Raw genomic sequence first — 14,987 nt, forward strand, 5'->3', positions numbered from 1 at the left:
ACTCCTGTTCGGATTTGACTTCCCGATTCAACGGGGCTCATCCCTTTTTCGGCGATTTGGCGCCGCGTGGCAACTCCGCCTCCGCATCGCGTCCGGCGGCGGCGCGGATGGCGGGCAGCGCCGGCGACGGTTCCGCCACCGATCGGTCGAAGGGGTGCCGGGTATCGTCGTAAATGCGGCGGATGACACGGACATAGTTGCGTGTCTCCGCATAGGGCGGAACGCCCTTGTAGCGGTCGACCGCCCCTTCGCCAGCATTGTAGCCGGCCAGCGCCAGCGTCACGTCGCCCTGGAAATAGGCCAGCAGCCAGCGCAGATACTTCACCCCGCCGGTGATGTTTTGCTTGGGATCGAAGACGTCGCCGACGCCGAAGCGGTCGGCCGTGTCGGGGATCAGCTGCATCAGGCCGGCAGCGTCCTTCGGCGACACCGCATCGGTGCGGAAGGCGCTTTCCGCCTGTATCACCGCCAGCACCAGCGCCGGGTCGATTCCGTATTTCGGCGCGATCGAGTTGACCAGGGCCACCACCTCCGCCGGGGGAGGACCGATCTCGCGCACCGGGCCGCCACCGGGACGGCACCAGGGACGGATGCGCCCCATGCGGCCGGGAACGTAATTGACGAGCCGCCGCGCCTCCGGATGCCCGCGCGAGGCGGCGGCGCGCAGCCATGCGGTGCCGAGCCGCCGGTCCTTGCGCACGCCTCTTCCGAACAGATAACGGCGGGCCAGCCGGAAGGCGGCATTGGCGTCGCCCTGCTCGGCCAGCTCGCAATCGGTGGATTTGGTCTTGAGCGAGGGCGGGGGCAGTTCGGCCACCGCGTCCGGCTTCGCTGCGGATTTGGCATCCGCCGCTGTGGCGATGGGTGCCGACGCGATGCCGGCGCCCCACAGCACCAGCGCAATCAACGGCACCATCACGACACGACGAACCAGCAAACCTCGACCCTCCTGCTTTCCCGCGTCATCCCGCGGGAAGCGGAAGTATGGTGTTGCAACCTGCCGACGACAAGGGCTGGTCAAGGTCCCCGGCGGCGGCGGCCCTGCTTCTTCGGAGCGCCTTCAGGAATGCCGCGGCCTTGGCGGGCGCTGCTGATTCCGATGCTGCCGGGGGTCTCCAGTCCCAGATCCATCGCCTCCAGCCGGCGCAACTCGTCGCGCAGGCGGGCGGCCTCTTCGAATTCCAGATCGGCGGCGGCAGCGCGCATACGCTTTTCCAGATCGGCGATGACGTTCTTGAGGTTGTGCCCGACCAGCTCGTTGGAATTCAGGCCGGTCTTCACCGTCACATGGTCGCCGCGCTCGAACACGCTCTCCAGAATGTCGCCGATGGCCTTCTTGACCGATTCCGGTGTGATGCCGTGTTCCAGATTGTAGGCCATCTGCTTCTCACGGCGGCGCGCCGTCTCGTCGATGGCGTACTTCATGCTGTCGGTGATCTTGTCGGCATAGAGGATCGCCCGGCCATCGACGTTGCGCGCCGCACGGCCGATGGTCTGGATCAGCGAGGTCTTGGAACGTAGATAGCCTTCCTTGTCGGCATCTAGGATCGCCACCAGCGCGCATTCCGGGATGTCCAACCCCTCGCGCAGCAGGTTGATGCCGACCAGCACGTCATAGGCGCCCAGCCGCAGGTCGCGGATGATCTCGATGCGCTCCAGCGTCTCCACGTCGGAGTGGATGTAGCGCACGCGCAATCCCGCCTCGTGCATGTACTCGGTCAGCGCCTCCGCCATCTTCTTGGTCAGGGTGGTGACCAGCACGCGATAGCCCTTGGCGACCACCTCCTTGCACTCGCCGATCAGGTCATCGACCTGGGTTTCGGTCGGACGGACGATCACCGGCGGGTCGATCAGGCCGGTCGGGCGGACCAACTGCTCGGTGAAGACGCCGCCGGTGCGCTCCAACTCCCACGGGCCGGGGGTGGCGGAAACGAAGACCGTCTGCGGCCGCATCCCCTCCCATTCCTCGAACTTCAGCGGCCGGTTGTCCTTGGCGCTGGGCAGCCGGAAGCCGTAATCGGACAGCGTCGATTTCCGCACCAAGTCGCCGCGATACATGCCGCCGATCTGCGGCACCATGACGTGGCTCTCGTCGACGATCAGCAGGGCGTCGCCCGGCAGATACTCGAACAGGGTCGGCGGCGGGTCGCCCGCCGCGCGGCCGGTCAGATAGCGGGAATAATTCTCAATACCGGCACAGGACCCCGTTGCCGCCATCATCTCGATGTCGAAGGTGGTGCGCTGTTCCAGCCGCTGGGCTTCCAGCAGCTTGCCTTCGGCGGCGAACTCCTCCAGCCGGTCCTTCAGGTCCTTCTTGATCTGGTTGATCGCCTGATTCAGCGTCGGCTTCGGCGTCACATAGTGGCTGTTCGGATAGACGCGCACGGCCTCCAGCGCCGCGAGCTTTTCTCCGGTCAGCGGATCGATCTCGTGGATGCCTTCGATCTCGTCGCCGAACAGCGAGATGCGCCACGCCCGGTCTTCCATGTGGGCCGGGAACAGCTCCACCGTGTCGCCGCGCACGCGGAACAGGCCGCGGCCGAAGGCGGCGTCGTTGCGCTTGTACTGAAGCTCGGTCAGCTTGCGCAGCAGCTCCGGCTGGGCGATCACCTCGCCCTTGCGCAGATCGACGGTCATCTCCGAATAGGTTTCGACCGAACCGATACCGTAGATGCAGGACACCGACGCGACGATGATGACGTCGTCGCGCTCCAGCAGAGCCCGCGTCGCCGAGTGGCGCATACGGTCGATCTGCTCGTTGATCGAAGATTCCTTCTCGATATAGGTGTCGGTGCGCGGGACGTAGGCTTCCGGCTGATAATAGTCGTAGTAGGAGACGAAGTATTCCACCGCATTGTTCGGGAAGAAGGACTTCATCTCGCCATACAGCTGCGCCGCCAGCGTCTTGTTGGGTGCCAGAATCAGCGTCGGGCGTTGCACCGTCTGGATGACGTGCGCCATGGTGAAAGTCTTGCCCGACCCGGTGACGCCCAGCAGCACCTGATCCTTCTCGCCCTGCCGCAGCCCGGCAGTCAGCTCCTCAATCGCATTCGGCTGGTCGCCCGCGGGTTCGAACTCCGACGAAATGACGAACTGCTTTCCGGCTTCCAGCTTCGCGAGCGGCCGGGCGGGAATGGCGGACAGAACGGGACTTGCCATGGGGCGGCGATCCGATCAGAGGAGGGGTACGGAACGGGAACCGATTATATGGCCGCAACGCCCCCGACTGTCGAGCGCAGGCTGAGCGGCACTGCATCCCGTGCAGGGCGAGACGCAGCGCCGACCCGGAACCGCCTTACTGTGGTCCCAACGCCTTCGGGTTCGATATTCCCAGACGCGCCTGGACAATGGCCTCCAGCGAATCCATCAGCACGTCCTGGCCTTCGTGGTCGAAATCACCGGCGCCGATCTCGATGCACAAGCGATGCTGCAGGGCCTCCACCCGCTTTCGCAGATCGTCACCGGACAGCCCGTCGTCGGCGTCCTCACCATAGAGCAGGGCGAGTGCCGCCAGCATCGAATGGCCGGCGGTATCCAACCCCTTCAACTCGCGCTCGGCGATCTCCAGCGCGTTGGCGACCATCAGCGCGGCGAAGCGCGCTTCCGGCGCCACATGGGGAAGCACATCGGCACGGAAGGTGGAGGCGGCGATCTGCAGCAGACCGCGGGCGTCGGGATTGGCGCGCATCAGGCCACCTTCTCCACCGCACCGGACGCCATGCCGCCGATGGCGCGGAGGTGGCGCAACATGTCCATCTCGATCTCCGGCAGCATCCGCCCGGTCAGCGCCAGTTCCAGCGAAGGCTCGGCACCGGAGCTGTGACGCAGCCCCTGCTCCACCGCGATGGCCGCCCAGCGCAGGTAAGCGGCTGTCTCCCAATAGGCGACGCGCGCCGGATCGACGCGGCGGCCGGAGGTCTCCTCATAGCCGGCGTAGAAGTCCGCCCGGTCGGCGATGCCGCCCGCTTCGCGGTCGGGCCGGCGGAACCGCCAGGAGCGGGCGCAGAACCAGCCCAGATCCTCCATCGGGTCGCTGAATCCGGCGAACTCCCAATCCAGAATCGCGGTCAGCGCGCCTTCCTTGACCAGATAGTTGCCGGTGCGGAAATCGCGATGGCACAGCACCACCGCCCCCGGCAGCGGCGCGTTGACCTCCATCCAGCGCAGCCCCCAGGCGATCACCGGATCGCGGCGCCCAAGGTCGCCGAACCAGCGGCGGTACTGGGCGAGCGTCTCCTGCGCCGGGCATTCCGGCACCTCGCCCAACCGCTCCAGCCCCTCGGTTTCCGGGGCGATCCGGTGCAGCAGGCCGAGTTGCCGGCCAAGCTCGCGCGCCAGTTCAGGCTGGGCCGCTTCCGACCGCGTCACCGCATGGCCGGCGCCCAGCCCCTCGGCGCGGCGCATGATGTAGAAGTCATGGCCCAGCACGGCCGGGTCGTCGCAGGCGAACAGCGGTTCCGGCGCCATCACCCCGCCGGCGAAGGCGGCGCGCAGCACCACGAACTCCCGCAGCTTGCCGATGCTGGCCGAAATACGCCCGCCGCCCTCGGCCCGCAGCACGCAGGCATGCCGCCCGGCAAACGGCCCGGCATCAATGTCCAGAGTCACCGCAAGGTTCAGAGAGATCGCGCCACCGCCGAGCCGTCCATCCTCAGTCACCACGACGCGGGATGCGCCGGCCTGTGCGGCCAGCCAATTTTCCAGTTGAGTCCGATTGTCGCCCGACAGCAGCGACGGCGGAGACTGGTCGGACGCTTTGACGACATGCATGGCGCTCTCCCTCCAGAGGTTGCTTGGCGCGTTGGGTCGCGCGTTCTTGTCGGTTTCAGCCGCCGATGGTAGGCACGAAGCGCTGTTGCCGACAAGTTTCACCTTGGTGGGAAAAGCGACTCCACCCCCAAAAAAGTCGGCCCCTCCCCCGCCTTGCAGGCGGGAAAGGGGCCGTGCTTTGCATATGGCCGAGGAAATTTACGCCGCGACCGGACGGTTCGCCCCCTGCTCCTGGCCGGCCGTGTTGGCCTGCTGGGCGGCGGGGACCAGCGCCGGCTTGGTCTCGCGGACCGGCAGCATGTCACCGATACCGAAAGCGACGGCCATCAGGTTCGGCACCGCCATGGCGGCGAGCAGCACCGACCACAGCTCCAGCGACAGGGTGCCAAGCGGGTTGACCAGGGCGGCGGTGGCCGAGGAGGCGACCAGGGCGGCGGACAGCCACGCTTCGGGCTTGGCGCAGAAGCGGCCGGCGGTGCGCTTACCACCCTTGGCAGTCACCCGGAAGGCGTCCTGCTTACGGAACAGGCCACGCATGACGGCCAGGGCGACGGTGGTGGACAGCGCCATGCCGACGGCGCAGGCACCCAGGCTTTCCTTCCAGCTGTTGCCGGAGGCATAGCGCGACGCCAACAGGCTGGAGCCGGCACGCAGGACCAGGGCGCTCAGCACGGCGGCGGTGGCGGCCACCGGCGGCAGATGCAGCGGCAGAACCAGCGAGGCGAAGGTCCAGACCACGGCGGCGGCGGCGGCGAACAGGCCGACGGCGTCGGACCACCAGCGGATCCAGTTGGTGACGTAGCCCAGCTTCTGCCGCGCGCTCAGCTCGGCCGAACCCGGCAGGAACTTCTTCCAGTGGGCGCGGACGATCTGCGTGGAACCGAACACCCAGCGGTCACGCTGCTTGCGGAACTGCATGAAGTTGTCCGGGGCCAGCCCCGCACCGAGCCGCTCGTCGGTGTAGGCGGCGCGGTAGCCGGCCGACAGGATGCGCAGGCCCAGTTCGGTGTCCTCGCAGATGCCGGCTTCCGACCAGCCGCCGACCTGATCCATCGCCGAGCGGCGGAGCATGATCATCGTGCCGTGGCAAATGAAGGCCTGGGACGACACGCCTTCCTGCATGCCGACGTCGAAGAAGGGGCGGTATTCGGCGGTCATGGCGGCCTTCAGCGCCGTCTCGTGGCCGTCGCGGTGCTCCTGCGGGGCCTGGACGATGCCGACCGACGGGTCGGCGAAGGTCGGGGCCAGCTTCGACAGCCAGTCGGGCGACACGGTGTAGTCGGCATCCAGCACGGCGACGATCTCCGCCGACGGATCGGTGTGGCGCAGAGCGGCGTTCAGGGCGCCGGCCTTGAAGCCGGAGATCTTCTTGTACCAGTGGAACTTGAACTTGCGCCCCAGCGCCCGGCACATCTCCTCCACCGGGCGGACGAGATGCTCCTCCTCGGTGTTGTTGATGAGGACGACGACCTCATAGTTCGGGTAGTCCAGCCGCGACAGCGAGGCCAGCGTGGCGTTCAGCACGTCCGGCTGCTCGCGGCAGGCGGCGACGTGGATGGAAACCATCGGCTTGTGGTCGATGCTGGGCACGGCATGCGGCAGCAGCGCCGGAGCGCGGCCGGTCAGCAGCCGGCGGGCAACGTCCACCAGATCGGCGAAGGCGACGCTCATCATCAGGGCGCCCAGCGCGAAGGCGGAGCCCCAGGTGGTCAGCGCACCGAAGGTCAGATACTCGGCGAAGGCACCGGCGACGGCCGAACCGATGGCGAAGCCGATGATGTTGGCGCCCATCGAGGCGGCCAGCGCAAAACCGGCGTTGGTCCGGCGGCGGAACACCGCGAAAGCCGACAGGGCGAGGCCGACGGCGAGCGCGACGCCCGCACCGACCCGGTCGCCATAGGGGGCGGCGACCGCACCGGTCATCGACCATTTCGGCTGACGGTCGGCATCCAACACGCCCCAGGTCGGGCCGGGCGAGCCTTCGATGGTCGACTTCCAGATGCCGTCGAAGGCCTCGACGACGTTGTAATGGATGCCGAGAGCGTTGGCTTCCGCCGCGAACCCACGAACGACGGCGGCCTGCGCCTCCGGCGTCGGATAGGCGTCGTGGAAGTTCTCGCCGCCCGACGGCCAGCCCACCTCGCCCACGAACAGCTGCTTGCCCGGATGCGCCTTGCGCACGGTGTCAAGCCGGTCGCGGATCCAGGTCAGCGCATCGGTGACCGGCACGCCTTCCCAGTAGGGCAGCACGTGGACGCCCATGAAGTCGGACGCCTTCACCGTGGCATCGGCCTTGACCATCTCCGACCACACGTCGGCGGTGCCGACCTTGATCGAAGCCGGAACGGCGGCGCGCACGCGCTTGATGTAGCCGGCCAGCTCGGCGTCGGTCAGTTCGGCACGCAGCAGCGTCTCGTTGCCGACGACGATCCGCTTGATGCCGCGGAATTCCTTGGCCAGCGCAATGCCGTGCAGGACTTCGCGCTCGTTGCGGACCTTGTCCTTGCTCAGCCAGATGCCGAGCGTGACGTCCAGCCCCTTGGACACCGCGATCTCCGGCACCTCGCCCTGCGAGCCCAGCGTCGAGTAGGTACGGACGCCATCGGCGAAGCCGGCGATGGCGGTCATGTCCTTCTCGATGTCCTTGCGCGGGACGATCGGCTGGTGGTTGGGATCGTAATTGCGGCCCGAAGGCGAATAGGAGACGGATTCGATGCGGCCGGGTTCCGCGTCCACCGCCGTGGGCGCGTTGCGCCAGGACCAGAAGGACGCGTGGCCGGCGGTCACGGCCAGCAGTGCGGCGGCGATGGCTGCGCGCCGGATCGAGTTCTTCGGGTTGCTCATGGGGAGTTCGCGTTGCCCTGTTGCTGGGTGGCCGTTCGCCACCGGACATCCGCACAAACGGGCAGACTAACTTCCCTATTCCATGCTCTTCGAAAAAATTTTGTGCGCTGCGGAGAGCGGAACCCTGGCGGTCGCCTTCTGTTGGACAACGTCCGGTTCCATACTCCCAAAATACAGGAGAGCGCCCCATGGCCACCCGCCACGAAGACAGCCCGGAACACAAGAAGGCCCACGATCTGGCCGAGCAGGCACTGGACAAGGCCGCCGGCGGCGATCCCCGCAAGGCGCGCGACCTGATCGAGGAAGCCAAGCGCATCGACCCCAGGATCGGCGAGGAGATGTCCCGCGAAGCCGCCGAGGATCAGAAGAAGGCCGACAAGTACGTCGACAAGACCGACAAGTGAGCGGCGGAAGCTCCCTCTCCCACTGCGGGAGAGGGAGCTTCCACGCAGAGCCCCTTACTTACTCCGCCGCCAGAGCCTCCGCCGGCACCGGCGGGGTCCAGCGCAGGACCGGCTTGCGGGCGGCGGCCGTCTCATCCAGGCGACGGCGCGGCGTCAGGCGCGGAGCAGCCTGGAAGTAAGCCACATCCCCCGATTTCGCCCGCTCGGCCAGCGCGCGCAGCGCGTCGACGAACTGGTCGAGGCTGGCCTTGCTTTCCGTTTCGGTCGGCTCGATCAGCAGGGCACCGTGGACGACCAGCGGGAAATACATGGTCATCGGGTGGAAGCCCTCGTCGATCAGCGCCTTCGCCATGTCGAGCGTGGTGACCCCCGTCCCCTTCAGGAAGCGGTCGTCGAACAGGCACTCGTGCATGCACGGCCCTTCGAAGGAGGCCGTCATCACGTCCTCCAGCCGCGCCATGACATAGTTGGCGTTCAGCACCGCGTCGCCCGACGCCTGCCACAGCCCGTCGGCGCCGTGGCTCAGCATGTAGGACAGCGCGCGGACGAACATGCCCATCTGGCCGTGGAAGGCCTTCATGCGGCCGAAGGCCAGGCCGTCGCCGGCGTTCTCCACCAGCGCGAAGCCGTCCTTGCCATGCGTCACGTAGGGCACCGGGATGTAAGGCGCCAGCGACTCCGCGAACACAACCGGCCCCGACCCCGGACCGCCGCCGCCATGCGGGGTGGAGAAGGTCTTGTGCAGGTTGATGTGCATGACGTCGATGCCGAGGTCGGCCGGACGCACCCGCCCGACGATGGCGTTGAAGTTGGCGCCATCGCAGTAGAAATAACCGCCCGCCGCATGCACCGCCTCGGCGATCGCGATGATGTCGCGTTCGAACAGGCCGCAGGTGTTGGGGTTGGTCAGCATCAGGCCGGCCACGTCGGGACCGAGCTTCGCCTTCAGCGCCTCCAGATCGACGCGGCCATCGGCGGTCGCCGGGATGGCATCGACGCTGTAGCCGCAGGCGGCGGCGGTCGCCGGATTGGTGCCGTGGGCGCTCTCCGGCACCAGGATCTTGGTGCGTCCGCTGTCACCCTTGGCCTCATGCGCCGAGCGGATCGCCATGATGCCGCACATTTCGCCATGGGCGCCGGCGGCGGGCGCCAGCGTCACGGCGGCCATGCCGGTCAGCGTTTTCAGCCAATGGGCCAGCTGGTCCATCAGTTCCAGCGCACCCTGCACCGTGCTGACCGGCTGCATCGGGTGCACGTCGGAGAAGCCGGCAAGCCGCGCCATCTTCTCGTTCAGGCGCGGGTTGTGCTTCATCGTGCAGGAGCCCAGCGGATAGAATCCGCTGTCGATGGCGTAGTTCTTCTGCGACAGGCGGGTGTAGTGGCGGACCACCTGCGGCTCGGCGAGGCCGGGCAGCCCGACCTTGGCGCGCGGCTTCACCGCGCCCAGGCGCGAAGCCACCTTCGGCACGTCGGGCAGGTCGACGCCGGTGCGGCCGGCGCTGTCCTGTTCGAAGATCAGCGGCTCTTCGATCTGGAGGCCACGGTTGCCGGTGACGGTGCCGGTCACGCTGTCGAACCCGACGCTGCCGGCGGGAATGGCCGAGGGACGGCCCTGGTTGTTCATGCTCATGCCAGAACCCCAGATCCAAGAATTTCAGTCAGAGCGGCAGCGAAGGCGTCCATGTCCGCATCGGTGTTGGTCTCGGTGACGGCGACCAGCATCAGGTCCTCCATCTCGCCCGGATAGAGGCGCGACACCGGCACGCCGCCCAGGATGCGGCGCTTGGCAAGCTCCTCGACCACCGCAGCGGCCGGCTTCGGCAGCTTCACGGTGAATTCGTTGAAGAAGCCGTCGTTGAGCACCTCGACACCCGGAACCGCCGCCAGCTTGTCGGCCATCTGGACCGCCTTGGCATGGTTCAGCTGGGCCAACTGCGTGATCCCCGCCTCGCCCAGCAGGCTGACATGGATCGAGAAGGCCAGCGCGCACAGGCCGGAGTTGGTGCAGATGTTCGAGGTCGCCTTCTCGCGGCGGATGTGCTGCTCGCGGGTGGAGAGCGTCAGCACGAAACCGCGGCGGCCATCGGCGTCCACCGTCTCGCCGCACAGGCGGCCCGGCATCTGGCGGACATATTTGTCCTTCACCGCGAACAGCCCGACATAGGGGCCGCCGAAGTTCAGCGCGTTGCCGAAGGACTGGCCTTCCGCCGCGACGATGTCGGCACCCATGTCGCCCGGCGGGGTCAGCAGGCCGAGCGACAGCGCTTCCGTCACCACGACGATCAGCAGCGCGCCCTTGGCTTGGCAAGCCGCGGCCAGATCGGTGTAGTCGCGGACATGGCCGAACACGTCGGGGTTCTGCACGACGACGCAGGAGGTCTTGTCGTCGACCAGCGCCAGCAGATCCTCGCCGCCAGTCGGGGCGGCCGGCAGAGCCACCGCCTCGAAGCCGATGAAGCGGGCGTCGGTGGTGGTCACGTCGCGGTAGTGCGGGTGCAGGCCGCCGGACAGGATCGCCTTCTTCCGCCGGGTGACGCGGTTGGCCATCATCACCGCCTCGGCGCAGGAGGTGGCGCCGTCATACATCGAGGCGTTGGCCACATCCATGCCGGTCAGCAGCGCGACCTGGGTCTGGAATTCGAACAGGACCTGCAGCGTGCCCTGGCTCACCTCCGGCTGGTACGGCGTGTAGGCGGTCAGGAACTCGCCGCGCTGGACCAGATGGTCGACGGTGGCCGGCACATGGTGGCGGTAGGCGCCGGCGCCAAGGAAGCTCGGCACCGATCCCGCCGGCAGGTTCTTCGCCGCCATCGAGCCAAGCAGCCGTTCGACCTCAAGCTCGCCCATGTGGTTGGGCAAGCCCCCGATCGGGCCGGCCAGTTGGGCCGCCTTTGGAACATCGCGGAACAGGTCTTCGACCGATGTTGCGCGGACGGCCTCCAGCATCGACTGCCGGTCGGCCTCGGTCAGGGGCAGATAGCGCATGTTAGTGGGATTCCTCCACGAAGGCCTTGTAGGCCGATTCGTCCATCAAGCCATCGAGCTCGGAGGCGTCCTTCAACTGGACCTTGAAGAACCAGCCATCAGTCTCGGCGGCGCTGTTGACCATCGACGGGTCGTCCACCAGGGCCTGGTTGGCCTCCACGACGGTGCCCGACACCGGGGCGTACACGTCGCTGGCGGCCTTCACCGATTCGACGACGGCGGCTTCCTTGCCCTGCTCCAGCACGCGGCCGGCCTCGGGCAGCTCGACGAACACAACGTCGCCCAGCTGGCTCTGGGCGAAGTCGGTGACGCCGACGGTGGCGACATCGCCATCGACCTGAACCCACTCGTGGTCCTTGGTGAATTTCTTGCTCATCGGAAAGGATCCCTGATCAAAAAGGTTGTTTGTGGTCGAGGAAGAGAGGCGTCAGCCCCGGTAATAGCGTTGCGGCACGAAAGGCGTGGCGGCGACGCGGGCGGGCAGCGGCTTGCCGCGCACCATCAGCGTCAGCGGCGTCCCCACCGCGGAGTTCGCGATGTCGACATAGCCCATGGCGACCGGCGCGCCGGCGGTCGGGCCGAAGCCGCCGCTGGTGATCTCGCCGATGCGGTTGCCGTTGGCATCCTGGATTTCGGTGTGCTCACGGGCCGGCTGGCGGCCTTCCGGCTGGATGCCGACACGGCGGCGCGTGGCGCCCTCGGTCAGCTGCCGGTGGATGATGTCATAACCGGGGAAGCCACCCTCGGCGCGGCGGCGCTTCGGCAGCGTCCATTCCAGCGCGCCTTCGACCGGCGTGGTGGTGGTGTCGATGTCGTGGCCATACAGGCAGAGCCCAGCCTCCAGCCGCAGCGAATCGCGGGCACCCAGCCCGATCGCCTCGACCTCCGATTCGGCCAGCAGCGCGCGGGCGATCATCTCGGCATCGCCCTTGTCGCAGGAGATCTCGTAGCCGTCCTCGCCGGTGTAGCCGGAGCGGGTCAGGATCACCGGCACGCCCTTGAAGGTGGCGGACAGGTAGCTCATGAACTTCATGGTGGCGGCTTCCGGCACGAAGCGGGCCATCACCTCGGCCGCCATCGGACCCTGGAGAGCCATCAGCGCCAGATCGTCGAGCAACTCCACCTCGGCCTTGCCGGCCAGCTTCGCGCGCAGATGGGCGACGTCCTGCTCCTTGCAGGCGGCGTTCACCACCAGGAACAGGTGGTCGCCGGCATTGGTCACCATCAGGTCGTCGAGGATGCCGCCCTGCTCGTTCAGGAACAGCGTGTAGCGCATGCGGCCTTGCGCCAGCCCCTTGATGTCGCCGGGAACCAGCGTTTCCAGGGCGGCGGCGGGATCGGCGCCGGTCAGGCGGACCTGCCCCATGTGGGACACGTCGAACAGCCCGGCCTTTTCGCGGGTGTGCTGGTGCTCCTTCAGGATGCCCAGCGGATACTGCACCGGCATGTCATAGCCGGCGAAAGGCACCATGCGGGCGCCAAGCTCGACATGGAGCGCGTGCAGCGGGGTGGTTTTGAGAGCGGTTGCGGCCTCGGTCACGCGCGGGTCCTCCGACAAGGTTTCAGCGCCCGCATCGGGATCGATGCAGGAAGCTGCCCCCTCTGTCTTGGACCTGAGAGATTCACCGCCGTCCGGTCGAGCCGGACACCCGGTTTACTCCTTCGGTGAGTCGCGGCGATTGGGCGCCGAGGCTGCTTTCCAGAGTTGCCTTATCCCCTTGCGGTCCTTTTGCCTGAGAGTTTCCGGGGGCGGTTGCTCCTTCGGCGCCGCCTGAGAACCTGTCGATTTACGACAAGCTCACAAGCGATCTCTCCCGCGAGGGATCATCGGCGTGATGGCGGCACACTGTCGCGATTAGACAGGTTTGTCAATCAGCGGATCCGGTGCCAAGCCCGCGCTCTCGTCGGCTGTCATCCCCGCGAAGGCGCACTGCTGTCCGGGATTTTCAGGGCTCCGCCAGGGGCAGACTAAGTTGACGGTCTGGCGGTCTTTTTTGCGGTGGCCGTGGTCTTGTCGGACAATGATTGGTGGTGTCGAAAGGTTCGAAGAGTGCAACCTTGAGCCTGATCTTCAGGGCCTTCGCACCGCCGACATGGTTTTTGGCGTAGGTGTTCTGGAACAGCCGCAACAAGCAGAAGGCAATCAATGCCGTGTAGATCTGAATTCTGACGGCATTCTCCGAGCGACCGAAGAATGTCTTCAGCTTCAGGTTCTGTTTGATCCACTTGAAAAACAACTCAATCTGCCAACGCTCCTTATAAAGGTCGGCGATCTCCTGAGCAGTCCGGTCAAGATCATTGGTGATCAGATGGAGTGGCTCCTTATCCGGACGCGCCACCACCACTTCACGAAGTTCGGCGTCGTAGAGTGGGTTGGTCGCGCCGCCACGCGGCTTTTTGTGGCCGACCTTCACCCGGCGGTCCGCCACGATGTTGTCGCCAACCGCCTCCACGGTTCGCTCTACACGGCGGTGTGCATTGGCCTTCAGCCGGGTCACGAACAGCGCCTGCGCCATGGTGATCTCATGCCACCAGCGGTAATCCGTGTATCCCTTGTCAAAGACATAGGTGGCCCCGGCAGCGAACGGCAGGCGTCGCGCCATCTTGATTTCGCTGAGCTTGGGCGTTTCCACGGCAAAATGCACCGGCGTGGCTGTCCGCGGATCGTAGACCAGATGGAGCTTCAGGCCACGGCAGCGCGAATCGGCTTCGGCCCAGTTGAAGCGGCGGTCCCGCAACATGATCGCAGAGCCGTCGATCAGCCGCACCAACTCCCGGCTTTCCTGACGCGCCGATCGGGCCAAGCCGCCCATGACCTGTTCGGCAATCTCCCGGAACACCGCCGCAGGCCGGGCCGCCGAGGCATCGCTGAGCGTGCTCTTGCTAACCGGCCGCAGCCCGGTGTGGTAAAGCCCTGCCGGTTGGGCCGCCAACCCCTCCGCAATCTCGCGAAGGCTCTTCAGCCCGGCGAACTGGGCGAAAAGCATCGCCTTCAGGTGCCGCTGGCACGTCCAGCCCTTGTCACCACTCCCAACCCCATGATTGCCACGGTGCCGCGCCACAATCCCGTTCACCACACGACGGTCCAGAGGTTCCACAAGGCGCAAAAATCCGCTAGCTTGGAACGGCACGGCAGACCTCAAAATCTATGTTTGGCGACTGCGATTTTGGGCCAGAACTCTGGCTTTGTCTGCCGTGCAGCTTCAATCCATCCAAAAATCCCGGACAGCAGTGCGCGAAGGCGGGGATCCAGGCTTCCAGGTCAAGCGTTTGATGCGGCTGGATTCCCGCCTTCGCGGGAATGACGGCAAAAAGGGCAACGATCAGGCACCGATCAACAGCGACCTTACTTCTTCATCTGCGTCCGATTGAAGTTCAGCTGCTCCGGCGTCAGCTGGAAGCCGAGATAGATCTTCCAGTCCTTGGCGTTGGCGTCCTTGGGCAGCGGGATCTTCGGCGTCAACTCCTCGCGGGTGCCGGCGCGCGGCTGGCCTGGGACGAAGGTCACGTCGGTGTCGAAATAGGCCTTCGACACCAGCGTGTCGTCTGGCTGGGCCAATGCTACGAAATACTGGTACTTGGCGGTGTTGCCCTGAAGGGCCGGGCCGCGCTCGGCCACTAGATAGACGTTCACGTTCACGGTGACGCCGTTGCTGGTGTAGTCGCAGCTGCCGGTGAAATCGACCAGGGCGGCGCGCGACTCCAGATCGGTCAGGTCCTTGCCGCCGGGGCGGAAGACCGTCACTTCCTGCAGGTCGCGGACGATGTTGACCTTCGGGCAGGCCAGCGCCGCTTCCGACGGATTCGTCGGCCCCATCCCCAGGCCGGAGCAGCCGGAAAGCACCAGCACGGCCCCGGCCGCGAGCAGCGCAGGGCGGCCCATCCCAAAGAGGGACGCCAGCGGGCTTTTCCGGGCGGGGGTTCCTATATTACGGTCGCGGCGGTCCATCGGTTCGGCCTGATCGGTTGACGGGCTGTTGGACC

At 66.5% G+C, this 14,987-nt stretch carries 12 protein-coding genes and 1 riboswitch; of the genes, 1 reads left to right on the forward strand and 11 read right to left on the reverse strand.

Translation table 11 applies throughout. The features are described 5' to 3' along the window. Positions 1-37: 37 nt before the first annotated feature. From M5E06_RS05995 to M5E06_RS06015, 5 genes are all read right to left on the reverse strand, one after another. Positions 38-937, reverse strand: a complete 900-nt coding sequence (locus tag M5E06_RS05995; protein ID WP_252137506.1) for a lytic transglycosylase domain-containing protein — start codon at positions 935-937, stop codon at positions 38-40. A gap of 80 nt (positions 938-1,017) precedes the next feature. Continuing rightward, the gene (uvrB, locus tag M5E06_RS06000; protein ID WP_109155837.1) at positions 1,018-3,159 is read right to left on the reverse strand and encodes an excinuclease ABC subunit UvrB; all 2,142 of its coding nucleotides are present in this window, start codon (positions 3,157-3,159) and stop codon (positions 1,018-1,020) included. A gap of 136 nt (positions 3,160-3,295) precedes the next feature. Then, positions 3,296-3,688: a DUF6285 domain-containing protein gene (locus M5E06_RS06005; protein ID WP_252137507.1), complete on the reverse strand. Its 393-nt coding sequence runs from the start codon at positions 3,686-3,688 to the stop codon at positions 3,296-3,298. Next, positions 3,688-4,770 carry a phosphotransferase family protein gene (locus M5E06_RS06010; protein WP_252137508.1) on the reverse strand — a complete coding sequence of 361 codons (1,083 nt, stop codon included), beginning with the start codon at positions 4,768-4,770 and terminating at the stop codon, positions 3,688-3,690. The genes M5E06_RS06005 and M5E06_RS06010 overlap by 1 nt, the downstream gene beginning before the upstream one ends. Before the next feature lie 198 nt (positions 4,771-4,968). Beyond that, a complete protein-coding gene (locus M5E06_RS06015; protein ID WP_252137509.1) occupies positions 4,969-7,614 on the reverse strand; it encodes a glycosyltransferase in 2,646 nt (881 codons plus the stop codon). A gap of 188 nt (positions 7,615-7,802) precedes the next feature. Here M5E06_RS06015 and M5E06_RS06020 point away from each other — a divergent pair, with 188 nt between their 5' ends. Next, entirely contained in the window at positions 7,803-8,018 is a 216-nt protein-coding gene (locus tag M5E06_RS06020) for a hypothetical protein (protein ID WP_252137510.1), read from the forward strand. A gap of 58 nt (positions 8,019-8,076) precedes the next feature. On the opposite strand, the gene gcvPB is transcribed toward M5E06_RS06020, so the two are convergent. The 6 genes from gcvPB to M5E06_RS06050 all read right to left on the reverse strand — a co-directional run bounded on the left by gcvPB (position 8,077) and on the right by M5E06_RS06050 (position 14,886). After that, positions 8,077-9,648 carry an aminomethyl-transferring glycine dehydrogenase subunit GcvPB gene (gcvPB, locus tag M5E06_RS06025; RefSeq protein ID WP_252137511.1) on the reverse strand — a complete coding sequence of 524 codons (1,572 nt, stop codon included), beginning with the start codon at positions 9,646-9,648 and terminating at the stop codon, positions 8,077-8,079. Beyond that, positions 9,645-11,003, reverse strand: coding sequence for an aminomethyl-transferring glycine dehydrogenase subunit GcvPA (gene gcvPA / locus M5E06_RS06030; protein WP_252137512.1), 1,359 nt, complete (start codon positions 11,001-11,003; stop codon positions 9,645-9,647). The genes gcvPB and gcvPA overlap by 4 nt, the downstream gene beginning before the upstream one ends. Before the next feature lies 1 nt (position 11,004). Further along, complete coding sequence (gcvH, locus tag M5E06_RS06035) at positions 11,005-11,379, reverse strand: glycine cleavage system protein GcvH (RefSeq protein WP_109152854.1); 375 nt, start codon at positions 11,377-11,379, stop codon at positions 11,005-11,007. A gap of 51 nt (positions 11,380-11,430) precedes the next feature. Then, positions 11,431-12,543, reverse strand: a complete 1,113-nt coding sequence (gcvT, locus tag M5E06_RS06040) for a glycine cleavage system aminomethyltransferase GcvT (RefSeq protein ID WP_252137513.1) — start codon at positions 12,541-12,543, stop codon at positions 11,431-11,433. A 171-nt stretch (positions 12,544-12,714) separates the two neighbouring features. Then, positions 12,715-12,830, reverse strand: a riboswitch (glycine riboswitch). A 119-nt stretch (positions 12,831-12,949) separates the two neighbouring features. Next, a complete protein-coding gene (locus M5E06_RS06045; RefSeq protein WP_252137514.1) occupies positions 12,950-14,134 on the reverse strand; it encodes an IS4 family transposase in 1,185 nt (394 codons plus the stop codon). Positions 14,135-14,349: 215 nt separating this feature from the next. Next, the gene (locus M5E06_RS06050; protein ID WP_252137515.1) at positions 14,350-14,886 is read right to left on the reverse strand and encodes a hypothetical protein; all 537 of its coding nucleotides are present in this window, start codon (positions 14,884-14,886) and stop codon (positions 14,350-14,352) included. Positions 14,887-14,987 lie beyond the last annotated feature (101 nt).

It is taken from the genome of Azospirillum sp. A1-3, assembly GCF_023806445.1.
Taxonomy (GTDB): Bacteria; Pseudomonadota; Alphaproteobacteria; order Azospirillales; family Azospirillaceae; genus Azospirillum.

Coding starts and splice junctions, on each gene's coding strand:
- gcvPB (WP_252137511.1), bottom strand. CDS start 9,648: ATGAGCATGAACAACCAGGGCCGTCCCTCGGCCATTCCCGCCGGCAGC.
- M5E06_RS06015 (WP_252137509.1), bottom strand. CDS start 7,614: ATGAGCAACCCGAAGAACTCGATCCGGCGCGCAGCCATCGCCGCCGCA.
- M5E06_RS06005 (WP_252137507.1), bottom strand. CDS start 3,688: ATGCGCGCCAATCCCGACGCCCGCGGTCTGCTGCAGATCGCCGCCTCC.
- M5E06_RS06010 (WP_252137508.1), bottom strand. CDS start 4,770: ATGCATGTCGTCAAAGCGTCCGACCAGTCTCCGCCGTCGCTGCTGTCG.
- M5E06_RS06020 (WP_252137510.1), top strand. CDS start 7,803: ATGGCCACCCGCCACGAAGACAGCCCGGAACACAAGAAGGCCCACGAT.
- M5E06_RS06050 (WP_252137515.1), bottom strand. CDS start 14,886: ATGGGCCGCCCTGCGCTGCTCGCGGCCGGGGCCGTGCTGGTGCTTTCC.
- gcvH (WP_109152854.1), bottom strand. CDS start 11,379: ATGAGCAAGAAATTCACCAAGGACCACGAGTGGGTTCAGGTCGATGGC.
- uvrB (WP_109155837.1), bottom strand. CDS start 3,159: ATGGCAAGTCCCGTTCTGTCCGCCATTCCCGCCCGGCCGCTCGCGAAG.
- gcvPA (WP_252137512.1), bottom strand. CDS start 11,003: ATGCGCTATCTGCCCCTGACCGAGGCCGACCGGCAGTCGATGCTGGAG.